Here is a 22,393-nt window from a genome sequence, read left to right as displayed (position 1 = left end):
CGCGCCCGCCGCGCGGGGCCCGCCGCGCCCCGCCGGGCGGACCGCCGGTTCCCGGCCCTCTCCGCAGGTGGGAACATGGACGCCGGTGACGGCGCCGCCCTCACCCGCCGGAAGGCGACGAGGAGACGGGAGGGGACGGGTGGACGTCCAGGGGCTGGCCGGCCGGATCAGGGAGACGAGCTACGGGCCGGCGAGCGCGCAGGCGGTCGAACGTCAGGTCGCCGCCATCGCGCGGCGCCTCGGCGAGCTCGCCGCGGACTTCGGCTACGACGCCGACGACCTCACCCCGCCCCAGGCCGCGGCGTTGGAGGACAGCTACGTCGCCGAGCGGACCTTCCCGCACGTCGAGGCCGACGACATCCGCGAGATCCACGAGGCGCACGAGCCGGGCGCGATCCCGCACAACGACGACATCACCGTCTTGGCCGTCGATCCGGAGCTGTGGGAGGACTACGCGATCATGAGCGCCGGCGAGGCCCAGCGCCTCGGGTTCCGCGTGCTCTACCACGCCGCCCGGCTCGCCGAACGCCTCGACGGCGCCGAGCTCACCGACGACCTCGCCGAACGCATCGCCTGGGAGGTCACCAGCGAGGTCGCCCCGGGCTAGCCGCGCGGGACGGCACCGCGGCCGAGGGCCGGCGAGGGACGAACGTCATGTCGCGGGACGCAGCGGGGCGGCGTCGGCGGCGTCGCGGCCCGAGCGCCAGCCCGCGTGGTCGTGGACGCCGCGGACCCGGCTCGTCACCGTCTCCGGGAACATCGCGTCGGCGGCCTCGGCGACCGCGACGTCACGGGCGGCCAGCACCGGCAGCAGGTCCGCCTCCGGCGCCCGCTCCCGCGCCTCCTGGCACGCGGCGTCCGCGGCGGCGTCGAGCCGCTCGCCGATCCGCTGCGCGAAGGCCGCGAGGAACGACTGGCGGAAGGTCTTCGTGCGCTTGCGCCCGCCGGCGCGCTGGCGGGCCTCCGCGGCGACCATCGCGGTGTCGGCCTGCACCAGCAGCGAGGTGAACAGCAGCTCGACCGCCTCGACGTCCTCGGCGAACCCCACCACCGTGGACAGCCCCACCCCCTGGTCCCACACCGCGCGGCACCGGTTGGCGCCGGCCACCACGTCGAGCAGGACCGCCTTGGCGGTGTCGTAGGGGTCGTCGACCGGCAGGCGACGGCTCACCGGGCCCTCCCCCTGCGCGCCCTCCTCCACGGCCAGCAGCGCGTGGTCGATGCTGTGGCGGGCCATCAGCTCCTGGGCCCGCGCGGTCAGCGCCTCGGCCTCCTGCGGGAACTCCGTGGACTCGGCCTTGCGCAACAGGGCGCGCACCCGTTCCAGCATCCGGGAGGGCACCGCCGCGGCCCCGCGCGCCGCGGCCACCGGGGCCGGGCCGCGGCGTCCCCTGCCCGGCGGTGGGAGCAGCGTGGCCATCGCGGGAAGTCTCGACAGGGTGTGCAGGACCTCCAGGGCCGCTTCCACCCACTCGGCCCGGTAGGCGTTCTCCCGCGCGGCCCACCCGGCGACGTAGCCGTCGTCGTCCTCCCACCACACGGTCGCGCCCAGGGCCTCCAGCTGCGCGCTCCACCGCTCGTCCACGGTCGCGGGGTCATAGCGGCGCGCCTCGGCCGCGATCACGTCGGTGGCGAGACGGGCGTGGAGGGCGCCCTCGCCCCCGCCCTCCGTGTTCTCCCGGCGGACGTGGCGCACCAGCTCGGCCGGCTGCCAGCCGTTGGGCCAGGCGTAGGAGACGGTGCGGACCAGCCGGGTGAACAACGCGCGGTCGACGGCCCGGCACGCCGCCTCGTCGGGCCGGGCGACCAGCCGGTCGGACCGGCGGCGCGCGTCGTCGGAGTCACCGCGCGCCAGGGCGGCCAACGCGGCGGAGATCAGCTCGTCGGGGGAGGCGGCGTCCCCGTCGCGTTCCGCCCGCGGGGCCTCGCCCCCGGCACCGCCCCGGTTCCCGCCCGACCTGCCCACGTTCTCCTCCACGGCCCGCGACCGCCCCTCGCGGCGGCCTGCTCCCGGTCCGGGCGCTCCCCGACCTGCTGCGGAGCGTACCCGGCCGTGGCGGTGGTCGGGGACGGTGTCCGTCCCAGCCCGCAGGACATCGAGGCGGTCATGTATAGCGGTTTCCAAACCGACCGTTATAGGGTCGGGGGACCAGTCTCACCCCTCCCCGCCGATCGTCACCCCTTTCCCTGCGACAGCACCAATACGAAATAAGGACAGAAGCACCGCACATTCCCCCCGCGTACACGAACGAGAATTGTGTATTCTCAGGCGGAGTTTTCACCTCCCCGTCGCGCGATTACTCCTCTCCGTAACCGGGAAATGAAACGAACACCGCACATCCAGACGGAGAAGAGGGAAGATGAAGCTGACCATGCTCTGCAAGGACCAGGGATCCGGCGGCGAGGGCTGCCCCAGCGTCTACCTTGCCGACACCGGGGAACTGGTGGTGCAGGGTGCGCAACTGTCCCACGACGACCTCTCCTCGCTGGAGAATCCACTTCCGGGCGAAACCGCCGTGCGTATCGCCCCCGAAATCGTCATCGAGGCCATCAGGCGGTACCAGGCTCGCGGATGACTGGAAATCACCATGGGACTGACATTCACCTCACTGGAGGAGAACAAATTCCAGCACCTGTTCGAGGAATTCTCCTACACCGCGTACCGGCTCGAGACGCTACAGACCTACGGCGTCCCCTATGAACTGGAGGAGTTCCGGCGTTTCCGCTCCGGCCAGTCACGCGGAGCGTTTCCGGGGATCTCACGCTGGATCGACCGCGTACGTAAGGGAGGCGGACAGGGAAAGGTCTTTCATCGCGTACACGTCGTATCCGAGCCGTTGTCGGATTACGTTCGCTTCGAATGCGCCTGGTCCTATCGGCACACGGTGCGCGCGGGAGAGGACGTGCGCATCCTCCCGGTCGACGCGACCGGATGGCCCGACGGCCTTCCCCGCAGCGACTATTGGCTCTTCGACTCCTCGGTCCTGGTGTGGATGGACTACGCCGCGGACGGAGCCTTCCGCTCCGCGGAGCTCGTCGACGACCCGGCCGCCGTCGTCCAGGCGAATCTCTGGCGTGACCGCGCCATACACCTGTCGATCCCTTTCACCCAGTACGAGCAGGGCTTCGACCCCATGTTCCTTCCCCGCTGACCTCGTCTCCGGAGCCATGGATGCCCCCCTCCCACGAAGAGGCGAACCGACTGACGATCAACGAGGCCGTGGGAGCCACAGGAGCGTCGATCCAGGCCGGGGTGGTCCACGGCGGCGTCCACGTGGAGCTCCCCAAAGGCTCCATCGCCGTGGCCCAGCGGCAGCTCCCCCTGGCCGTGTCCGTGTTCGTCGACCGCCGTTCCCACCTGGCGACGCTGGACTCCTTCACCAGCCCCCACGACGAGAAGGCCCCAAAAGTCACCGTGTCCGCCATCACGGGAGCCCCCGGGGTCGGCAAGACGGCGCTCGCGGTGCACTGGGCCCACCGGGCCCGGTCGCACTATGTGGACGGGGACCTCTACATCGACCTGCGGGGGTACGGCCCCGGCCCCCGGGTCGAACCGGGGCAGGCCCTCGGCGCGCTGCTCCTCTCCCTCCAGGTGCCCCCCGACCGGATCCCCCCCGACATCGACGGCCGGGCGGCGCTGTACCGCTCGGTCCTCACCGGTAAGAGGATGCTGATCCTGGTCGACAATGCCGCCAGCGCCGACCAGGTCCGTCCCCTCCTCCCCGGTTCGTCGGCCTGCCTGACGATCGTGACCAGTAGGAACGCCCTTCCCGGTCTTGTCGCCCGCGAAGGGGCCACACGAATGGTGCTCGAGGTGCTCTCCCTATCCGAATCTCTCGCCCTGCTCCGCCGCATCATCGGCGACGAGCGGATCGACTCCGACCCCGAGGCCGCGGAACGGCTTGTGGCGCTCTGCGCACACCTGCCCCTTGCCCTGCGCATCGCGGCCGAACGTGTCACCGGCCGCCCCCACGCCGGGCTGGCCGAGTTCGTGGCCGAACTCGAGAACGAGAGAGAGCGCCTGGACGCCCTGGAGGTCGAGGACGACGAGTTGAGCGACATACGGGCGGTCTTCGCAGCCTCCTACCACAACCTGGACCCCGCCGCCGCCCGTCTGTTCCGGCTGGCCGGATTGCATCCGGGACGCGAGATCGGGCTGCACGCCTGCGCCGCCCTGGCCGACCTCACGGTCCCGACCACGCGAAGGCTGCTGGAACGGCTCTCCCGAACCCACCTCCTCACCGTCACGGAGACCGGCCGGTACCGCTTTCACGACCTGCTCCGGCTCTACGCGCTGGAGCGCGCGGAACAGGACGAAGCAGAACAGGAACGCGAACTGGCGCTGCGCCGCCTGACGAACTGGTACCTCCACACGGCGGACAACGGTCACCGTGTCGTCCTCCCCTCCTTTCACACGGTTCCGCTGCCCGAGATGACGGGCGCCGGAGTCCCCTTGTCCTTCACCGGCGTGGACGAGGCGATGCGCTGGTTCGAGGACGAGCGGGGCAACCTGGTCGACGTTCTCCAGGCCGCGGTGGAGCGCGGCCAGCACGACCTGGCGTGGCGGCTCCCCGCCGTCATGTACGGGTTCTTCGAACTGCGCGGACATTGGACGCAATGGCGCGACATCCACCTGCTCGGGCTCAAGGCCGCCCGGGCGCTCGGAGACGACCTGGGCCAGGCGTGCAACCTGCTCGGCCTGGGAGACGCCAACTGGCTGCTCAAACGCTCCGACGAGGCGTGGGAGTGCTACCGAAGCGCCGTCGAGGTCGCGCGGCGCTGCGCAGACGGCTGGATCGAGGGGTTCGCCCTGCGTCAACTCGGTGTGCTCCTGATCGAGCGACAACGCCCGGACGAGGCGCTCGCCCTCACCGAACAGGCCCTCTCCGCGTTCCGGGCCGCCGGGGAACAGCGCGGCACCGGCATGGCGCTCCTCACCCTGGGCGACTCCCACCGCAAGCTGGGACAGTCCGCGCAGGCGATCCGCTGCCACCAGGACGCGGTGGAGGTGTTCCGCGGAATCGGGGACGAGTGGAGTACCGCCTGGGGACTGTGCGCGCTCGGCGAGACCGTCGCCGAAACGGGACGCTGGACGGAGTCACTCGACCACTACGCTCACGCCCTCGCCACCTTCCGCGCCTTCGGCAACCGGCGTAACGAGTTGCGGGCGCTCATCGGCCTGGCCGAGGCTCACGCCGCGCTGGGACGGATCGAGGAGTCCCGCGACCACTACCGTGTCGCCGCGGAGCTCATCGAAGAGCTCGGCGACGAGCAGACCGCCGACCTCAGAAGGCGCCTTCCCGGCCATGACGCTGACGGTCCGGCGCGGTCACCGCTCTCCCCTGGAGGGTCCGGGTGAGCCCCTCCCCCGACGTCGTGGTCGGCGCGGGCGACCTGGCCGCGCGCTACCACGCCGAAATCCGTCACCTCTACGACGAGGTGTTCCTCCGGCCTCCGTTCCTCTTTCAGGACGGCGCCGCCGAGGCGCACGAGGCGGAACTCCTCCGGCTACGGGCCGACGCCACGTTCACGGTCGCCGTGGGATCGGCCGGGGCGCGGATCGCCGGATTCGCCTACGGGCACCGCCTTCCCGTGGACCACCGCTGGTGGGGACGGTTCCCCACCCCACTGGACGAGGAGCTCACCCGCGAATGGGAGGGGCGTACGTTCGCGGTGGTCGATCTCGCGGTCCGTCCGGGCCTGCGCCGGCGCGGGTGGGCGACCCGCCTCCTCGGCGCCCTCCTCGCGAGCCGGGATGAGGAACGCGCCGTGCTCTCGGTGCAGCCCGACGCCACCGCCGCCCACGCGCTGTACCTGCGCACGGGGTGGCGGCTCGTCGGCCGGAAAGGGCCGATACCGGGAACCGTCCCGCCCTACTGGGACATCTACCTGAGGGAGCTCCCTCCGCCACGGCGCTGAGGAACCCGTGGCGGGTCGCCCGCCACGTCGCTCAGGGCAGCCTCCCCACGTGGGCCAGGGCCTGGCGCAGCAGCACGCCGTGCCCCCCGGTCATCTCCTGTTGGACGTCGGGGCCGGCCGCCTCCTCGGGAGTGAACCAGACCAGGTCGAGCGCGTCCTGGCGGGGCCGGCAGTCGCCGGCGACCGGGACGACGTAGGCCAGCGAGACGGCGTGCTGGCGGGGATCGTGGTAGGGGGTGATGCCGGGGGTGGGGAAGTACTCGGCGATCGTGAACGGCTGCGGCGAGGTGGGGATCCGCGGCAGCGCCATCGGCCCGAGATCCTTCTCCAGGTGACGTAGCAGCGCGTCGCGGATCCGCTCGTGGTAGAGGACGCGGCCCGAGACCAGGGCCCGGCTGATCGTGCCGTCCTCTCCGACACGCAACAGCAGACCGACGTGGGTCACCGTGCCGGTGTCGTCGACCCGCACCGGCACGGCGTCGACATAGAGGATCGGCATCCGATCGCGCGCCGCGTCCAGTTCCTCGCGGGAGAGCCAACCGGGCGTGGTGTCCGTTGCTTCGCTCATGTGGCCGTTCTACCGCATCGACCCTCCGCCGCACCTGAGACCCGCACCACGCCGTCCGGACATTCCCCTCTCCGAGGTCGACCGTCCCCGTCCCTGTGCGGCGCGCCCGAGAGCCGGACGCCCCTTCCCGCCGCTCACGGCCGAATTTCCCGTGTCCTCGGAAAGGAAATCAACAGGAAACGCGAAACGATTGATGGCGAAGTGCTCCTCCCAGCAGGATTTCAGTATGGCCTCACAGGAGAGATCGGCGCCTTGAAGCACCGGGGGTTCGTTCCATTCGCGGGCACCCTTCCGGGCCGGCCGAATCCCGCTATCGGCCCGAGGTGACCATGGCGCCGACGGTCGTGTCCACATACCACTTCCTGGTCCACCCCCGTCCCTGCGGCGCCTTCCCCACCAGGCCGGGCAGGCCTGCCGGAACACCGGTTCCGGCCTGCTGCCGGGCCTCACTCACAGGACCACACATGGCGCACGGCGCTGTCACCGCTCCGGCAAGGTCGGTGGGGGAGTCCGGTACCGCCTGTCGACGAGGACGGCACACCGCGGTCTCCTCAACTCTCCAAGGCCGCGACCGCCATTTCGGGGATCTTCGCAACGACCGCCTATTTCTTTTTCCTCCCCCAGCGAACCGGCCGTCCCACATCCGGGACGATCCACGGACCCGGAAACGGGAAGCGCCGGCCGGGTTCCGAAACGTCCCTGGGACCGGCCTCGTCGAGACGAAACCAATGGCTCCCCGCCCGGCCGGGGAGCCGGAACACTTGGGAGTGACATGGCAGGGGACATCAGTACCTTCGGCTCCGAACTCCGCCGCCTGCGCAACGTCGCCGGCTGGACCCTTGGAGACCTCGCCGTGGCCGTCCACTACAGCAAGAGCCATCTGAGCAAGGTCGAGAACGGGCACAAGGCCCCGTCCGTGACGTTCGCGCGCGCCTGCGACAACGCGCTGGGGGCGAAGGGCGGCCTGGCCGCCCTGGTCCCCGCCCCCGCGCGCGCCGGCGTCGCGGCGGGCTCCCGTCCCCTGCCCGCCTCGGGTTCGCCGTCACTACCGACGGGTTTCCCCCCGGCCTCAGGTCAGGGCGCCTTCGACATCGGTTCGGCCGCGCTCCTCGGGTTGAGCCCCGCGGGCGCCCACCGCGAACCGCCGTTGCGCTCCCCCCGGGTCCTCGACACCTTCTCCGCCCTGTTCGGCCAGCTCAGGCTGCTGGGGCAGCGCACCGGTCCGGCGCTCGTCCTGCCCTCCGTCCTCGCCCAGACGCACGCCCTCACGCAACTGGCGCGCAACGCCGAACCGGAGCTGCGCGTCGAGGCGCTCTTCCTCGCGTCCCGCTACGCCGAGTACGGCGGCTGGATGGCGCAGGAGTCCGGTGACGACCGTGCCGCGCTGTGGTGGACCGACCAGGCCGTGCAGATGGCGACCGCCGCCGGCGACCACGAGTTGCACTCCTACGCGCTGATCCGCCGCGCCTGCGTCACGATGTACGCCCACGACGGTCTCCAAACGGTCGAACTGGCGCAACGCGCCCGGTCCGAGGCCGTGTCGGCACGGGTCCGCGCCCTCGCCGCCGAACGTGAGGCCCAGGGTCACGCCCTCCTCGGCGACCATGACGACTGCATGAGGGCGCTGGACCTCGCCGCGTCCCTCGCCGACGGCGGCGGGACGACGGCCCCCGGCCGCCCGCCGCTCGGCACGTCGAGCGTGGAGGACCGTCTCCCCCTGGTCACCGGCTGGTGCCTGTACGACCTCGGTCTCGCGGCCGAGGCCGCCGCGACCCTGGACTCCGCGCTCGCCGGCGTCCCCGAAGGGGCGGTACGCGCCCGGGCCCGCTTCGGCGCTCGCCGGGCACTGGCCCACGCGAGCGCCGGGAACGTCGACCAGGCCTGTGCCCTGGCCACGGACCTGCTGGACGAGGTGGGCATGGTGGACTCGGCCACCATCGCCCATGACCTGCGCCAGCTGGCCCGCACCCTGACCCGCTGGCACGGTGATCCCGCGGTCCGCGACCTGTCCCCGCGGCTGGCCCTGGCCCTGCGCCGGCAACCGTTGTGAGGACGGGTGGGCCGGGCCGGCGGCCCGGCCCACCCGTCCGCTCACCAGAAGGGTGCAGGGCGTCCGACCCTCGGATCGCCGTCCTCGTCGTTTCCGTCGTCGGTGTGCCGCGGCGCCGCGCCCTCGTTCCTCCCCTGATCCGCGTCGAACCCGGGCAGGACGTCACCGGTGAGGTCGGGAACCCCGTGTTCGCGCCGGATCCGGTCGGCGGTCTCCTTATGGCCGTACTCGCGCAGCAGGGTCGCGAACCTGTCGACGAAGGACTCACGCTCCTCCGGCGGGACGGCCGCGATGAGGGCGTCCACCTCGTCCTCCGCACTCCGTCCGGGAGCGAGGAGGTCAGAGGGGGGTAGGTCCTCGGCCGACCAGCTCAGGCCGGAGACGGGTGCCGGCATCGCCCCCTCGTCGGGATCGTCTTCGCGGCCGGCCACCCTGGTCAGCCGGGTCAGCGGCTCGACCAGTTCCACCGCCTGGTGGATCGTGTCGGCGTCGCCGATCCTCTCGGCGTTGCGGGCCAGCCACCACACGAGGGCCCGGCCGGGGGTGGTGAAGACGTCGTCGCCGAAGTAGCGTCGCTGGTCGAGTTCGGCGCCGCGCTCCTGCTCCCGTATCTCCTGATCCTTGCGGATGGCGGAGAGCCGCCGCACGCGCTGCTCGTCCTCCTCGGGAAGGTTGATCGTGACGTTCTCGGCCCACACCTCCAGACCGCTGCCGGGGTCGTGCTCCGGCCGGCCGAGCGCGGCGGCCAGGCGGTGTCCCACCAGGCCGTGGTCGGCGGGGTCGTAGGCCCTGGTGAGCTCCCTGGCGCGACGCAACAGCAGATCGGCGGCCAGGGCCTCCTCGTTCGCGTGCTCCCCTCGTCCTCCGCCGCGCCGGCCCACCGTCGCGGAGAAGAGGAACAGGTAGTCGACCTTCGCGCTGGGCAACGGCACGTTCTCGATCGTGTGCCGCGGTATCTGATCGGGTGTCTCCACGGCTTCGGCCACCTCCCTGTCGTCGTCCACCGGTCCCAGCGGGAACGGGGCGGGGCTCAGCGTCCCCGAGACCACCGCGGCGCCTCCCAGCAGCAGGAGCAACAGCGGGCCCCACAGCAGCGTCCACCAGCCCAGATGGTGGATCATGGCCGCGATGACGACGACGGCGACCACCAGGACCGCCGGAATGCTCCAGGCCGCGCGCTTCGTCACGGCGTCCTCCACTCTTTCTCTCCCGGGCCGGTACCGCGCGGACGCAGGCCCTGGTACTCGTCGATCCTTCTGAAGAGCCCGAGCGCGATCTTGCGCTCGGGCGTTCCCTCTGCTGTGCGGAGGGTCCACTCACGGACGGCCGCATAGAGCCGATTGGACCGGCCCGTCCGGTGGGCGGCCTCGGCCAGGAGCTCCAGCAGGTCTCTCGGTGCCTCCCCCGCCGCGCAGGCGTCCAGCCAGCGCCGCGCGTGATGGCGGATCGTCTCCTCCCCCTTCTTCCCGAAGAGGGCGGCGAGGCCGGCGGTGAGATCGGCGCGCACCTGTGGGTCCGCGACGAACGGCCGGCCGCGGTAGGTCCCCTGTAAGCGGGCCGGATCGGCGACGGGGGTGAGGAGGGCGAGATCGGCCTTCCAGGTCCTCCTGCCGAGCCCGTCGACCACCCGGTTCAACAGCAGCCGCCGCGACCAGGGGCGGGAGGCGACCCGCAGGAGCTCCTCGGTGGCGTCCTCACGGACCCCGGGATCCTCGTGGCGCGCCAGGTGGTGCAGGCGCACCACCGCCTCGTCGGGCCAGCCGGAGGCGATGGCGTCGGCGGACACCATGATGAGGACATGGGCGAGCGCGGGAGGCAGGGAGGGGCGGGAGGCCCACACGCGGACCTGCTGGCGGACCTCCCGGGCGGCCGAGCCGTCCGCCAGTGCCTGGTTGAGCAGGAACACCGCCTGCGGGGACAGCGACACCCGCCCGCCCCGCTCACCCCTGCACCACGCCTCGACCTGGGCGAACAGTTCCCGGATCCGGCCCGTGCGCAGACACTGGGCCGCGAAGCGCCCCGCCAGCTCGTCACGTTGGGCGCCGGTGATCTCCAGTCCCCGCATACAGGCGCCGATCCACATACGGAACGGTTGGCCCAGCTCGGGATAGTCGTCCCAGAATCGGTTGCGGAGCGCCTCGGCATGGCCGAGGCGCTCGAAGGTGACGGTTCGGTCGGGGCCCACCCGGATCCCCAGTTCGTCGAACCTCCGGCCGAGCCTGCTGCGCTCCAGGTAAGGGGTTTCGGGATCGGGGAGCCTCAGCTCCCTCCCCAAGAGTTCCGCGGCGGCGAAGACGACGTCACCGCGGAAGCCGTCGAACATCGCCGCCGCCAGGAGAAGAGCCCGTTCTCGCACGTCGGTGGTCTTGTCGATCTGCTCGGCCGCGTGAACGCCGCGATCGCTGAGCGCTATCCGCGCCTGGGCGAGGCATCCGGCGAGGGAGCCCGCGCCGGGGGCCTGCCGGGCCGTCTCCACCATGCGCACCAGTTCGGCGATCTCCCCCGGTGCCGCGCCGGCGGCCCATTCCTGGACGCCGGATCGATGGAGATCGGTCTCGGTGAACGGGATGGCGTGGAGATCCAGATGTTCGCGCAGGACCTCTCGTCCGTCGGGACGTTCGAGGTGGACGACGAGGGCCCGGAAGTCCTGGTACAGCGCCTCCTCCTGGTCCCGGGGAAGCACGACGACGAGCCGGGCGCGGTGCCGCTGTACCGCGTGCCGGTAGCCCTCCAGGACCGGTTGGACCTGCTCCAGAAGCCCCCGTCCGGCGGGACCGGTCAGGTCGAGGAGCAACCGGTCGCCACGCTGGAGGTTGCGCTCGTCCAGGAGGAGCCCGGGGTCGACGCTGTTGTGGACGGCGTCATCGGGGAGTTCCCGGAAACGGGAGTCCACGTCGCGGTCGGCCAGCCGGTGCAGCAGCATCATGGCGGCGGCCCGGCGGCCACTGCCGGGCTCGGCGGTGACGATCACGCTGTGCTCGTCACCGCCGAGGACGTCGCGGGCCTTCGCGTAACCGGGGCCTTCGACGAAGCACCTGTCGAGGCGGCGTACCTGCTCGTCGGTGATCAGACGTGTCCGGACCCTCCGCCGCAGCCTTCCCCGCTCGTCGATCTCGTAGACGGAACCCAGGTGGAGGTGGGTGTTGTACTGGTCCCCGCTGCCGGTGTGCGCCGCTCCCCGCACTTCACCGATGTCGGCCGCGACGGAGACGGAGGGGTCCACGGCAGGGGCCGGTCCGGGCCTTTCCCCTCCGTACTCCGCCGTCACCGTCCCTCCTCGTCCTCGTTCCGGCGTCGGTCGAAGCGCTGGTGGACGTCTCCGTGCTGGTCGCCGGCGACGTAGTTCACCCCTTCATTGCCGTGGAACGAGGGGCCGTTGTACCAGGGACCGTGCACCTGCGGGCCGTTGATCTGGGTTCCGCTCCCGGTGTGCAGGGGGCCGTTGGCGGTGCCGATGACGGTTCCGTGGTTGACCCCGACGTCTCCGGTCCCGCTGTGGCGGTGGAAGTCGCGCCCCTGTTGGCTGAGGCCGTGGTTGCCGCCGACGTGGTTGTGGACCGCGGTCCCACCGGTGGCGCGGTCTCCCGGACCGCGTTGCGGGGGAACCCGCTCCGACGGAGAGGCCGCGTCCAGGTCGTGGCGCAGGCCGGGAACCGCGTCGGCGACCGCCTTGACCAGCCGGCCGATGTCGGCCTCGGCGTTGCGGTGGTTGAACCTGAGGTACTGACACCGTTCGATCTGGGCGATCTCCCCGGGCAGGACCCCTGCGGGGATCCGCCGAGCGGCTCCGACCAGGACGGGGACGACGGGAATGCCGTGGGCGAACGCCTCGGCGATCTCCCGGCGTGTCCAGTCATCGGGGTCCTCCAGTGCCCGGCCGCCACGCCCGTCCCCCGCCTCCAGCCATCCGCTTCCGATGACGGCGAGGAGCAGGTCGCTGCGGTGAACCCCGTTGAGGAGTTCCCGGTGGAAGTCCCGCCCCGGGGCAATCGACTTGCTGGCGCGAAAGACCGACCTGCTGCCGAAGTGGCGCGAGAGCTCGCGTTCGATCAGTGTCGCGGTGGCCTCCTCGTCCCCTGTGCGGTAGTTGACGAAGATCTGGGGCACGCTTTTCTCCCTCGTTCTCGGGTCTTCTGGCGGTGGGGCGGATCCACGGAGTCCCGGAACACGCGAATTTGAAAACGTTTCACGATCCTGTTTCCGACGGGAACCGACCGAACGCGATTCTTCCGCATTCGCCCCACCGGAAAATCCGTCCGCCGCCATTCCCCTCCCCCCTTCTGACGGGACAACAGGAAACAGGAAAGCGAACGCGGAAAGTTTCACACCTCCACCCATGAGAGCAGCTCACGGCCTTCCCCGATCTCGCGACGGCCCCACCGCGCACGCACCCGCGCCTCCTCTCCCCTCCCCTTTCCTTCACTCCTCCGGCACCCCCTCCTACCTGCACAGACAGGACGACGACGGAAATCCGGACGTCTGAAAAAGGGACCTCTATTCAGGCACCAGGTTCCGAAAACCCGGTTCACCGACCTCGTCCCCATCAGCGAAGAAGTCCGCCCACCCTTTTCCGCCTCTACCATCTCCGCGTATCCCGTCGTGAGCCTGTATCCGAAATGGCAGGAACGAAGGAATTCCCATGTCCGTCACCGCCTCCCCACGTCCACGCCGGCGGCCGCCACTGCGGCCACCGCTCCCAGATGAGGTGACCCCGCTCCTGTGCGCGACGGCGTTCGCCCGGCCCGACCGGATCAGACCCGTCACGGACTGGCTCCTCGCCCAGGGCAGGGCCTGCCTCGAACGGCTCACCGAGCGGCTGCGGCGGAACAACCGGCTGTTCCGGCTGCTGCTGCTGCCCGAACGGGAACGGGAGCTCTTCTCCCTCCGGGACGAGGAGGAACCCGATCCCGACGTACTGGTCGGCGACGCCTACGCCCGTTGGGTCCTGCGCCGGATCGCGCGCAGCGACCGGCCGCTGCCCGTCATCGGGTTCGACCAGGACGCGGTGATCGCCTCCTGCGAGACCGGAGCACGGCTGGGGGCCGTCCGGCGGGCGCTGCTGTGCTCCGCGGCGCTCCTCGCCTGGGGCGCGGCGGAGCTGGACGTCCTTCCCACCGCCGGCCTCCTCGTCGTCTTCCCCGCCCTGCTGTGGGGGATCTTCCTCTTCGACCGGATCACCGCCCAGCGGTCGATGAACCGTGTCTTGGAACGCGCCCCGTCGTCCCTCGGCGGGCCGGGCAGAACGCCACCGGACGAGTCCGGAGTCGCGGCGCTGCCCTACATATCGGACAGGGGACGGCGCCGGTTCCTGGAGGAGGACCGGTTCCTCGGCGCGGGCCTGGAGGTGTGGAATCCGGCCTCCATCAGCGTCGACGTCACCAAGGGCGGCCCCGGCGTCACGCCCGGGGAGACCCCTCACCGCGACGATGCCATCCTGGCCCTCCTGGGGATGATGTACGGCGGTGGCCGGCGCGACCCGAAAGGCTTCACGCTGACCGAGCTGTACGAGCGGGTGGCCCGCGACCTGGAGCGCGAGATCCGTTTCGAGGACATGCCCGACGACCACCTTCCCGTGGACGTGGCCGGCATCTGGGGGACCTCCGCCGTCTCGTGGGAACGCATCGACGACCCCACCTGGCGGAGTCTTCCCTCGGTGACCGACGGGGTCGCACCAGGCGACACCGCCCCCGATCCCCGGCTGCTGCGCCCCTACCTGTGGGCCAGGATCAAGGGCTGGTCGGGGTCGCTCGTGGTCTCCGTCCTCGTGCGTTTCACCCGCCGGGAGGAGCACCTGCACGTCATCGTCATCCCGCAGGTGGTGGCACCCCTGGTGGACGTGGTCTCACGGCTGCGCCCGGTACCGCTCCGCCATCCCCTGCGGCTGCTCCTCACCGCCCTCCAGGCGGCGGGTGACGTGGGCGCGCTGTTCGCGCCCTTGCTGCGCCCCCGCCGGCGCCCACGCCCCGAGATCGACACGGGGAGGGGACCGGTCGGCCTGCGCGAGGCCTACAGCAAACGTCGCGTCGACGACATGCACATGAAGCACGACACCCGGCAGTACGCGAGCCTCCTCCAACGCCGCGTCTTCGACTCGGTCGAGCGGTTCCTCGACGAACACGACATCGACACCGGCGAATACCGCGAGGCCACCACGAACGCGATCGTCAACTTCGGCGTCATGGGATCGGACCAGCAGTTCAACGGCCAGGTCCAGATCACCCCCTTCGGCGACCACAACACCCAGCAACAACAGGGAGAGGGAACATGAGCGAGCACGGCGACCGGCTCTCCGTCAACTACGGGGTGACGGCGGGGACGATCAACGGTCCGGTCCAGAACAACCCCTTCGGGACGGGCAACGTCCAGGTCAACCACGCCCCCGCCGGCCAAGCCGATCCCATTGCGGCGGTCCGGGAGCGGGCCGGACGGCTGCGCCGCGATCTCGACGGTCTTGCCCGCGCCGGCGACCGGGACGCCGCGATCGCCCTCGAGGACCTGACCGTCCTCCTCGACCGGCTCGGCGCCCCGCAGATCGACCACCGGGCACTGGAGGCGGCCGCCGACCGCCTGTACCACCGTTGCGCTGTCATCGGTACCGAGGTCTCCGCGGCCCCGCTCCGGGAGACGATCAGGGCGGTCACCGGGAACCGGCGCGTCGACTGACGGACCCGAGAGCGTGGTCGTGACGACATCCCAGACCCCGGAAAACGAGGAGCCGGCCCGTGCCGTGGCCCGGACGGGCCCCGTAAGCCCCCGGTCGAACAGGCCAACCTCAAATATGCATAATTACCGCCATGAAGGCATACGTCGGAGTTACCGACGGTAAGTGGTACGACTTTCTCGCGGAGCGCGTCACCCGGTTCGGGATCCGAGAGATCAACTTCTGGCGCCCGTCGGGCAAGGGCGCCTTCCGCGTCCTCTCACCCGGAGATCTCTTCTTCTTCAAGACGCACTTTCCCCACAACAAGGTGGTCGGAGGAGGTGTCTACAGCGGGTTCGCCCGGCTCAGGGTCTCCGAGGCCTGGAACCTGCTGGGGGAGGGAAACGGGGCTCCCAGCATCGACCTGATGCGGGAACGGATCAGCTCCTATCGCAAGGAGCCGATCGGGGACGGCGAGGATCCGGTGATCGGCTGCATACTCCTGCGCGACCCTTTCTTCTTTCCCGCCGGACTGGCGGCGGACCCTCCGCCCGGCTTCGCCCCGAACCTCGTTCAGGGAAAGGGATACGACCTCTCCCTGAACCCGGGTCACGCGGACTACTTCGACAGGCTGTGCAAAGAGGCGGAGGGGCTCGTCCCGAAGGACGGCGATTCCGCCCCCTGGAAACGCCCCGGCCCCGTCTACGGCGCGCCCCGGCCGGTCACACCTCGGCTGGGGCAGCAGGCGTTCAAAGCGGTCATCCTGAACACCTACGACGGACGCTGCGCCGTTTCGGGGAGCCGGATACGGCCCACCCTCCAGGCGGCGCACATCCGCCCTCTTCCCGCCGGGGGTGAACATCGCGCGGACAACGGCATCCTGCTGCGCTCCGACATCCACACGTTGTTCGACCGCGGGTACCTCGGCCTGGACGAGGAACACCGTCTTCTGGTCAGCCATCGTCTACGAAAGGATTTCGACGGTACCGCCTGTTTCTACGAGAAGGCCGGCCAACAGGTCCTCCTCCCCGAGCGCCGCTCCGACCATCCCAACCGGGAGTTCACCTCATGGCACCGAAGGAACGTCTTCCTCACCTCCTGAGGCGTCGTTCCCGCCATCCTGCGTGAACTCTAGAACCGGCAGGAACATCGATGACCGAGAACCCTCTTTCCCCTCCTTCTCCCCATCTCTGCATCTGCGCGTTCTACGGAGACCGAGAAGGGGATCAGCACCACCTGAAGATGGTTCACCGTTTTCTCGAGTCCTCCGGGGCCATCCCGACGGGGGATGTGGTATCGGCACCGAGAAACGTCGAGTTCGTGATGACCTCTGACATCGAGGAGAGATGGCAGGCCCGGATCTCCTCAGAACAGGCATCCCCTGACCTCCTACATGGAGGCTCCCCCGATTCCCGCCCCGTGAAGGTCGGTTTCACACTGGAGCCGTTCGGCCTCGTGGTCGCCACATTCGACCCGGCCTCCCGTGGCCCGCATCCGATATGCCTGCTCACGGATCCGTCCGCGCTCGGCCTTCCAGAGGGTGTCCGCGACGAGGAAGAGGACGAAGTCCGCGTTGTCCTTGATGCGCAGACTCTGTGAGGAGACCGACCCCCTCTACGCATCGATCGGGATCGAAACCGGACTTCCCGCTCCCATCGATTTCGATGCCCGGCGCACCTATTTCGCGATCCACGACGTCTTCATATCTCAACGAATATTGGAACACACCCCTCAGGCATCGTGGCCGCGGAACGCCGCCTCGACCTCCAGACCATGGGATTCGGGCGTCTACTTTCCCTCTTCCGGAGTTTTCGGAGAAAGGGGCGACGCCGATTCCCCCTCGGCCGCGGAAATGGGAGATTTCCTGCGGCGGCTCCTGCGACCGTGTGAACCGATATCCGGACGCGAGCCTACAGGACCGGGAGAGTGCGACCGAGCCGGCCGGCGACCCTCATGACCACCTCCTTCACCCCACCGATGGGACGAACGTGGAAACCGCGTGGGACGCGCCCCCTCGCGCCGGGCGGCCGCCACCGGGCTTCCCGTGGCGAGGGCCACGCCGGTCCCGGTTCACGATTCCGGGGGTGTGGATGGGCGACACCTACAGAGACGGCTGGTGATGCCGCTCAGTAATACGCCCCGGGCCGGTCGGCTGGGGCCCCTGCGTCACAGCGGTCTCACGGGGAATCAAGCGACCGGGAGCTTCTGGGCTCGATCGATAAGGTCGTAGAGGGGACGGGAGGGCCGTCTCCCGTGAGGAACCTCCTTGGAGGGCATCATCGCCGGGATGAACCCCGAAGGAGAATCCAGGACGGGCGCATCGCCCCAGACAGGCCGATCCGTATCGACGTTTTGGGTGAGGACTGATAATCCGATGTCCATGGTCCGTGTGACCGACTCTGACTTCCGTGTGTGTCAGATCGGTTTCGACACGCTGCTCGAAATCCAACTGGAGGCGGAGCAACGAGGTTGGGCGACTCGGTGGACTTCGGTGGACGCGCTCCGTAGCCAGGTCAAGGAGGGAAGCGTCGTCCTTCAGTCGCTGATGCGTGAAGAGAGAGAGGGAGTCGTGCGGGCCTACCGATGCCTTCTCCTGTTCTCGACGATGGACGACGGAGATGCCGGAGGAGTCGCCACGATCGATCTCGATCCGGCGAGATACGAATCGTTGGATCGGCTTGATCGAGACCCGATCGTCCGGAAGGCTCTGGCCCGAATGTTCTCCCTTGCGGTGGGCGGGATTTCGATGGTCTCGAAGAAGTAGCGCACTCTCCTGGTCTGCGGGCAGACTTGAGGTAGCGGCGATCGGGACGACGGCTTCTTGGCGGTCCGGTCTCCAGTGGCCCGCACCCGATGAGGACGCAGGCGATAACGGAGATGGCCCCGAAGCCGGAGACTCGCGCTCCCGGCGCGCGTTCAACCGCGGCAGGACCCCGGCCGGGCGAGCGAGGCGCGCACCGATTCCGGGTTCACACGGCCACCGGCGCCGGTTTCCCGCCGAAGGGAGCCGGACACCGCAGTCCCACAGGACATGACGTCCACGATCCCCGGCAGGTGCCCATGTCCATAACCTTGCCCTTCTCCGCTTCCGGCCGCTACTGGATTCAAGGATGGAGCTTCCCCCAGTCCCCTTTACTGATCACCGGCCCCCACCCGGGAAACCCAGAGAAAAGGATTGATTTACTTTTCCACCGGACCGACCAGCTGCATCTTCCCACCGAGTTCGAAGGAATATTCGTATCCCAGGCCACCTTCAGGGAGATCAGGAGACTGTTCCCTGACGCCTCTCCTCCCGATGGTCCAAGCGTCAGCTTCTTTCGGATAGCGTCATCGGGAAGCATCGGGTATGTGGCCGCGCATTGGTGCCGGATATCGGAGGTCGACAGGTCGACGCCGGTGCGGGATTACCACGACAGACTGATCCTTATCGACGAATTCGAGGTATCCCGAAAACATGAAGCATAGAGAGATCCGACCGGAAGCCGACTTACCCGAACTCGCGTTCCAGGTAAAGTTCTACACCCCCAGGAGAAGGTCTCTGATCATCAGCGCCTCCCCCAGGGAGAACAACCTTCGTCCCAGAGTGGACCTCCTCTTCCGGGAGGTCGAAGAGATGTCCCTGCTCAACTTCATGAAGGGCATATCCGTCTACTCGGAAGAGATGCCCGAAAGAGAGGCGGTCAAGTACATCCTCAGGTCACGGAAGAGAGAAGAACACGTCATCGCGCAGAGCCTCGACGTCGACGTATCGAGAACGGCCGAGTTCTTCCGCGACAAGTGGGGGGTGATGAACTTTCTTTCCGAGGCTCCTCCCGACGGAGGCTGGTCCGTGTACCCCGAGCTGAAGAACCGTCCACCGGAAGATTAAGGTCTCTCGCGCCACGCTTTTCGACGAGCGCCGGGAAGGAGCCGGAACGCTGAATACCCACCACGCCTCCAGAGACTCGTCGAAGACCTGAAGGACGTCCCCGCCTGGCGGGATCTGATCATTTCCTGGGAACGCGAGAAAAAGTAAAGGGGAGTACGAACTGGAGAACGCTCCCTGCTATGCCCCATCAGACTTGCTGGACCACCTCGTCCGAACAGGTCTGGTCGGAGCGGCAGAAGCCCTCCCCTGGCTGTCGATCGGTTTCTCTGAACCTCAGTTCTCTTATCAGCTCTCAGGACGGCTCGACTGGTCAGGAAACGATAGGACAGACGTCGTAGAAGCGGTACATCGGATTCATCGAAGCCCGCAGGACTGATGGCGGGCCCGGGAAACCGGGACTTTCCCTCCGCAGCGGACGACGGGGCAGCGCCGGCTAAGAGGCCTCGGTCCCGCGTTCCGGCGCGGGGAAACGCCTCTCGTTGATGGCGACCTTGTCCCGCAGGGCCTGCTCCAGGTCCACCCCCAGCACGTCGGCGAGACGCAGCAGGTAGCTGAGGACGTCGGCCATCTCCAGGCGCACCGCCTCGGCCTTGGCCGGGTCGTCCATGACCCGCCGCGACTCCTCCTCGGTCAGCCACTGGAACTCCGCGGCGAGCTCGCCCGCCTCGCCCGTCAGGGCCATCGCCAGGTTCTTTGGGGTGTGGTAGGGCTCCCAGTCGCGCCGGTCGGCGAAGTCGGCCAGAAGCTCCTGCAACGTCGAGATGCTCACCGTCGAGAAGTACCATCCGGACGGTCCGGAAGCGAACCGGGGCCGCTCCCGCTCCGTCCGCGCGCGTGAATCCCGAGGGCCCTGCATCCCCGGTGCCGGGGAAACGGACACGTCGCTCCCTCGACCGCCCCGTCGTCCCGTGGTCAGCCCAACGGCGGGACCCGCTCGGCCTCCGGCGGCGCAGGCGGCGGGGTTCCCTGACCGAACGGGCTGCCCGGCAGGGACTCGCGACCGTGCGCGGTGGTCCACTCCGTCAGGACCGGGCCGGCCGGGACGATCCCCGACGGGTTGATCTCATGGTGGACCACGTAGTAGTGCCGTTTGATGTGGTCGAAGTCGATGGTGTCACCGAACCCGGGGGTCTGGAACAGGTCACGGGCGTAGGCCCACAGCACCGGCATCTCGGTCAGCTTGTTCCGGTTGCACTTGAAGTGACCGTGGTAGACCGCGTCGAAGCGGACCAGGGTGACGAACAGGTTGATGTCGGCGACGGTGATGGAGTCGCCGACGAGGTAGCGGCGGTTCTCCAGGCGTTCGCTCAGCGCGTCCAAGCGGTCGAACAGGGCGGTGAAGGCCCGCTCGTACTTGGCCTGGTCCCTGGTGAAGCCGCACACGTACACGCCGTTGTTGACGTCGCGGAAGATGTCCTCGGCGATCGCGTCGATCTCGTCGCGTAGTTCTCGCGGGTACAGGTCGGGGGCGCCGGCACGGTGCAGCGCCGCCCATTCGGTGGCCAGCTCGGCGGGGATGTTCGGGTAGTCGTTGGTGACGAGCCTCCCGCTGGGGACGTCCACGATCGCCGGCACGCTCACCCCGCCCGTGTAGCCGGGTTCGCGCGCCAGGTAGGCCTCGGCCAGGAACCGGATTCCCAGCACCGGGTCGCGTCCGTCCGGGTCGAGCGTGAACCGCCAGCTCCGCTCGTCCTGGATGGGGTCGGCGACGGCCAGCGAGATCGCGGACTCCAACCCGAGCAGCCGGCGCGCGATCAAGGCCCGGTTCGCCCACGGGCAGGCGCGGCTGACCACCAGCCGGTACCGTCCCGCCTCCACCGGCCATCCGCTCGAACCGTCGGCGGTGATCCGGTCGGTGAAGTGGCTCAGCGACCGTTTGAACTCCTTCTTCTCTTCCGCCATGTCCCTCTCCTCGTCCTTGGTCCCGGGGCGTGGTGCCCGGCCGGTCCCTCGGCCTCGGGGCACCATCGCCTCATCGATCATCCCCCCGCCTGTACGCGGGGGAAAGACCGCCCCACCGGGACCGGCTCGCATCCCGACGGTCGGGCGGGGACGCCTCGGAGGACAAGTCCGCCCCAGCGGCGGCGAGTGTGCCCTGAGGCGGCCACCGGTGATGGGCGGTGCGTGTGTGCGCGATGCGCGGTGCCGGGCCGCCGGCTGCCGGCCAGGACGCCGGGAAAGGGTTCTGGTACAACGCGCGGGAGGACCCGTGGAGCGCGGTCCAGCCCGGCGGGTTCAGGGATGGGCGAAGCGGATGCGTTCCATGACGTCGATGACGTAGTGAACGAGACCGATTCCGCTGGTTCCGGCGAAGACCATCGGATCGAGACCGAGCCGCGGGTCGAATCCCTCGCTGTGGAAGATGACCGGAAGCCTGACCTGGTTCTTCCTGAAGAGTTCGACCATGTCGATACCGGCCCGCTCGTCTCCGTCCCTGGCGATGTCGCTGATCACCATGTCATAGGAGTTCCGGTCGACCTTCTCCAGGGCCTGCGAGGTGGACGTCACCTGGTCGACCCGCATTCCAAGCTCCTCGAAGAGACGGACGAGGTAACGGTTGTTCCCTGGAACATCGTCCACCCACAGGATCCGGCCGCCCTTCAGGAGGGAAGCGGCGTGTTCCAGACGGGCCACCACGGAACTGCCCTCTGCCCCGGCGAGCGGCGCCGCCTGGCCTGCGTGGACGGGACCGCGGCCTGGCGCGTGCTCCGCGGCTTTCTCCAGGAGCTCCTCGGCCTCTCCCAGCGTCAGCTCCACGCCGAGCCCCCTGATCTCGGAGACGCGGGGCAGGATCTCCTGCAACAGCGGCCTGCGAAGGGTCAGGAAGACGAGGAGCGCGAAACCGACCCACAGCGCGGTCGGCAACGCGTCCAGGAGGCCGACCCACACGAATTCCGGCACGAGAGGCTCCTCGTACGTCCTGTTTCATGGCCGAAGCCAGAGTAGACCTTCACTCGCTCCGGCCGGATTGGTGTGCCCGCTCCTCAAGCACAAAAAAAAAGGGGGGTTCCCGGAACGGGAACCCCCCCACACACACGGGAGACCGAACCCCCCACACGGAGGATCCGGCCTCAACCGAAAAGATGCCCGGCGGCGACCTACTCTCCCACCCCAACCAGGGGGCAGTACCATCGGCGCTGGGAGGCTTAACGACCGGGTTCGGAATGGGACCGGGTGTTTCCCTCCCGCCATCACCGCCGTAACCCTCACCCCAACCCCCACACAGGGGCGGGAAAACCAAGAGCCACAACAACAACGCGGCAAAAACAATATCCAACAATATTCTGATTCGTGTGTATGCGCGAGCACCCAGCATCTGCGGTGGACAAGCCCTCGGCCGATTAGTAC

At 69.3% G+C, this 22,393-nt stretch carries 20 protein-coding genes and 1 rRNA gene; 12 read left to right on the top strand and 9 right to left on the bottom strand.

Translation table 11 applies throughout. The features are described 5' to 3' along the window. Nucleotides 1–139 precede the first annotated feature (139 nt). Nucleotides 140–607, top strand: coding sequence for a hypothetical protein (locus tag B5D66_RS23440; protein WP_078763992.1), 468 nt, complete (start codon nt 140–142; stop codon nt 605–607). Between the two features lie 45 nt (nt 608–652). Here the strand turns inward: B5D66_RS23440 and B5D66_RS23435 are convergent, their stop codons facing one another. Further along, complete coding sequence (locus tag B5D66_RS23435) at nt 653–1,966, bottom strand: DUF2786 domain-containing protein (protein ID WP_144390294.1); 1,314 nt, start codon at nt 1,964–1,966, stop codon at nt 653–655. 394 nt (nt 1,967–2,360) lie between these two features. Here B5D66_RS23435 and B5D66_RS23430 point away from each other — a divergent pair, with 394 nt between their 5' ends. The 4 genes from B5D66_RS23430 to B5D66_RS23415 are packed head-to-tail and all read left to right on the top strand — an operon-like array spanning nt 2,361 to nt 5,919. Beyond that, complete coding sequence (locus B5D66_RS23430; protein WP_078763990.1) at nt 2,361–2,576, top strand: hypothetical protein; 216 nt, start codon at nt 2,361–2,363, stop codon at nt 2,574–2,576. A gap of 12 nt (nt 2,577–2,588) precedes the next feature. Further along, a complete protein-coding gene (locus tag B5D66_RS23425) occupies nt 2,589–3,152 on the top strand; it encodes a DUF6879 family protein (RefSeq protein ID WP_078763989.1) in 564 nt (187 codons plus the stop codon). 20 nt (nt 3,153–3,172) lie between these two features. Further along, nucleotides 3,173–5,359: an ATP-binding protein gene (locus B5D66_RS23420; protein ID WP_078763988.1), complete on the top strand. Its 2,187-nt coding sequence runs from the start codon at nt 3,173–3,175 to the stop codon at nt 5,357–5,359. Further along, on the top strand, nt 5,356–5,919 hold the full coding sequence (locus B5D66_RS23415; protein WP_078763987.1) for a GNAT family N-acetyltransferase: 564 nt from the start codon (nt 5,356–5,358) through the stop codon (nt 5,917–5,919). The genes B5D66_RS23420 and B5D66_RS23415 overlap by 4 nt, the downstream gene beginning before the upstream one ends. A 31-nt stretch (nt 5,920–5,950) precedes the next feature. Here B5D66_RS23415 and B5D66_RS23410 read toward each other — a convergent pair whose 3' ends face one another. Continuing rightward, nucleotides 5,951–6,487: an NUDIX hydrolase family protein gene (locus B5D66_RS23410; RefSeq protein WP_078763986.1), complete on the bottom strand. Its 537-nt coding sequence runs from the start codon at nt 6,485–6,487 to the stop codon at nt 5,951–5,953. A gap of 772 nt (nt 6,488–7,259) precedes the next feature. Here B5D66_RS23410 and B5D66_RS23405 point away from each other — a divergent pair. Next, a complete protein-coding gene (locus B5D66_RS23405) occupies nt 7,260–8,537 on the top strand; it encodes a helix-turn-helix domain-containing protein (protein WP_078763985.1) in 1,278 nt (425 codons plus the stop codon). 41 nt (nt 8,538–8,578) lie between these two features. Here B5D66_RS23405 and B5D66_RS23400 read toward each other — a convergent pair whose 3' ends face one another. From B5D66_RS23400 to B5D66_RS23390, 3 genes are read right to left on the bottom strand one after another with little or no spacing between them, the layout of a single operon-like run. After that, complete coding sequence (locus B5D66_RS23400) at nt 8,579–9,724, bottom strand: hypothetical protein (RefSeq protein ID WP_144390293.1); 1,146 nt, start codon at nt 9,722–9,724, stop codon at nt 8,579–8,581. Then, nucleotides 9,721–11,805 carry a hypothetical protein gene (locus B5D66_RS23395; protein WP_144390292.1) on the bottom strand — a complete coding sequence of 695 codons (2,085 nt, stop codon included), beginning with the start codon at nt 11,803–11,805 and terminating at the stop codon, nt 9,721–9,723. The genes B5D66_RS23400 and B5D66_RS23395 overlap by 4 nt, the downstream gene beginning before the upstream one ends. Next, nucleotides 11,802–12,644 (bottom strand): toll/interleukin-1 receptor domain-containing protein, encoded by an 843-nt coding sequence (locus B5D66_RS23390; protein ID WP_078763982.1) that lies wholly within the window; start codon nt 12,642–12,644, stop codon nt 11,802–11,804. Before B5D66_RS23390 ends, B5D66_RS23395 begins: the two co-directional genes overlap by 4 nt. A gap of 532 nt (nt 12,645–13,176) precedes the next feature. Here B5D66_RS23390 and B5D66_RS25585 point away from each other — a divergent pair. The 6 genes from B5D66_RS25585 to B5D66_RS23360 all read left to right on the top strand — a co-directional run bounded on the left by B5D66_RS25585 (nt 13,177) and on the right by B5D66_RS23360 (nt 19,045). After that, nucleotides 13,177–14,805 (top strand): hypothetical protein, encoded by a 1,629-nt coding sequence (locus B5D66_RS25585; protein WP_159457312.1) that lies wholly within the window; start codon nt 13,177–13,179, stop codon nt 14,803–14,805. Then, nucleotides 14,802–15,200, top strand: coding sequence for a hypothetical protein (locus B5D66_RS23380; RefSeq protein WP_078763980.1), 399 nt, complete (start codon nt 14,802–14,804; stop codon nt 15,198–15,200). The genes B5D66_RS25585 and B5D66_RS23380 overlap by 4 nt, the downstream gene beginning before the upstream one ends. A 131-nt stretch (nt 15,201–15,331) precedes the next feature. Beyond that, the gene (locus B5D66_RS23375) at nt 15,332–16,279 is read left to right on the top strand and encodes an HNH endonuclease (RefSeq protein ID WP_078763979.1); all 948 of its coding nucleotides are present in this window, start codon (nt 15,332–15,334) and stop codon (nt 16,277–16,279) included. A gap of 50 nt (nt 16,280–16,329) precedes the next feature. Further along, entirely contained in the window at nt 16,330–16,776 is a 447-nt protein-coding gene (locus B5D66_RS23370; RefSeq protein ID WP_078763978.1) for a hypothetical protein, read from the top strand. A 667-nt stretch (nt 16,777–17,443) separates the two neighbouring features. After that, nucleotides 17,444–17,941 carry an A-kinase anchor protein family protein gene (locus tag B5D66_RS23365; protein ID WP_200813768.1) on the top strand — a complete coding sequence of 166 codons (498 nt, stop codon included), beginning with the start codon at nt 17,444–17,446 and terminating at the stop codon, nt 17,939–17,941. A 690-nt stretch (nt 17,942–18,631) separates the two neighbouring features. After that, the gene (locus B5D66_RS23360; RefSeq protein ID WP_078763976.1) at nt 18,632–19,045 is read left to right on the top strand and encodes a hypothetical protein; all 414 of its coding nucleotides are present in this window, start codon (nt 18,632–18,634) and stop codon (nt 19,043–19,045) included. A gap of 433 nt (nt 19,046–19,478) precedes the next feature. Here B5D66_RS23360 and B5D66_RS23355 read toward each other — a convergent pair whose 3' ends face one another. The 4 genes from B5D66_RS23355 to rrf all read right to left on the bottom strand — a co-directional run bounded on the left by B5D66_RS23355 (nt 19,479) and on the right by rrf (nt 22,247). After that, entirely contained in the window at nt 19,479–19,814 is a 336-nt protein-coding gene (locus B5D66_RS23355; RefSeq protein ID WP_078763975.1) for a nucleotide pyrophosphohydrolase, read from the bottom strand. A 143-nt stretch (nt 19,815–19,957) separates the two neighbouring features. Next, complete coding sequence (locus B5D66_RS23350) at nt 19,958–20,947, bottom strand: glutathione S-transferase family protein (RefSeq protein WP_078763974.1); 990 nt, start codon at nt 20,945–20,947, stop codon at nt 19,958–19,960. A gap of 333 nt (nt 20,948–21,280) precedes the next feature. After that, entirely contained in the window at nt 21,281–21,946 is a 666-nt protein-coding gene (locus B5D66_RS23345; protein WP_078763973.1) for a response regulator, read from the bottom strand. 184 nt (nt 21,947–22,130) lie between these two features. Continuing rightward, a 5S ribosomal RNA gene (gene rrf, locus B5D66_RS23340) occupies nt 22,131–22,247 on the bottom strand. Nucleotides 22,248–22,393: the final 146 nt, after the last annotated feature.

Origin of the sequence: Marinactinospora thermotolerans DSM 45154 (genome assembly GCF_900167435.1) — a bacterium.
GTDB lineage: Bacteria > Actinomycetota > Actinomycetes > Streptosporangiales > Streptosporangiaceae > Marinactinospora > Marinactinospora thermotolerans.
Note: the sequence above shows the minus strand (reverse complement) of the source record. Positions and strands in the feature narration are given on the sequence as shown.

What these genes read in the sequence shown, in the direction of transcription:
- B5D66_RS23430 (WP_078763990.1), top strand. Translation starts at nt 2,361, where the DNA reads ATGAAGCTGACCATGCTCTGCAAGGACCAGGGATCCGGCGGCGAGGGC.
- B5D66_RS23425 (WP_078763989.1), top strand. Translation starts at nt 2,589, where the DNA reads ATGGGACTGACATTCACCTCACTGGAGGAGAACAAATTCCAGCACCTG.
- B5D66_RS23420 (WP_078763988.1), top strand. Translation starts at nt 3,173, where the DNA reads ATGCCCCCCTCCCACGAAGAGGCGAACCGACTGACGATCAACGAGGCC.
- B5D66_RS23410 (WP_078763986.1), bottom strand. Translation starts at nt 6,487, where the DNA reads ATGAGCGAAGCAACGGACACCACGCCCGGTTGGCTCTCCCGCGAGGAA.
- B5D66_RS23405 (WP_078763985.1), top strand. Translation starts at nt 7,260, where the DNA reads ATGGCAGGGGACATCAGTACCTTCGGCTCCGAACTCCGCCGCCTGCGC.
- B5D66_RS25585 (WP_159457312.1), top strand. Translation starts at nt 13,177, where the DNA reads ATGTCCGTCACCGCCTCCCCACGTCCACGCCGGCGGCCGCCACTGCGG.
- B5D66_RS23380 (WP_078763980.1), top strand. Translation starts at nt 14,802, where the DNA reads ATGAGCGAGCACGGCGACCGGCTCTCCGTCAACTACGGGGTGACGGCG.
- B5D66_RS23375 (WP_078763979.1), top strand. Translation starts at nt 15,332, where the DNA reads ATGAAGGCATACGTCGGAGTTACCGACGGTAAGTGGTACGACTTTCTC.
- B5D66_RS23370 (WP_078763978.1), top strand. Translation starts at nt 16,330, where the DNA reads ATGACCGAGAACCCTCTTTCCCCTCCTTCTCCCCATCTCTGCATCTGC.
- B5D66_RS23360 (WP_078763976.1), top strand. Translation starts at nt 18,632, where the DNA reads ATGAAGCATAGAGAGATCCGACCGGAAGCCGACTTACCCGAACTCGCG.
- B5D66_RS23350 (WP_078763974.1), bottom strand. Translation starts at nt 20,947, where the DNA reads ATGGCGGAAGAGAAGAAGGAGTTCAAACGGTCGCTGAGCCACTTCACC.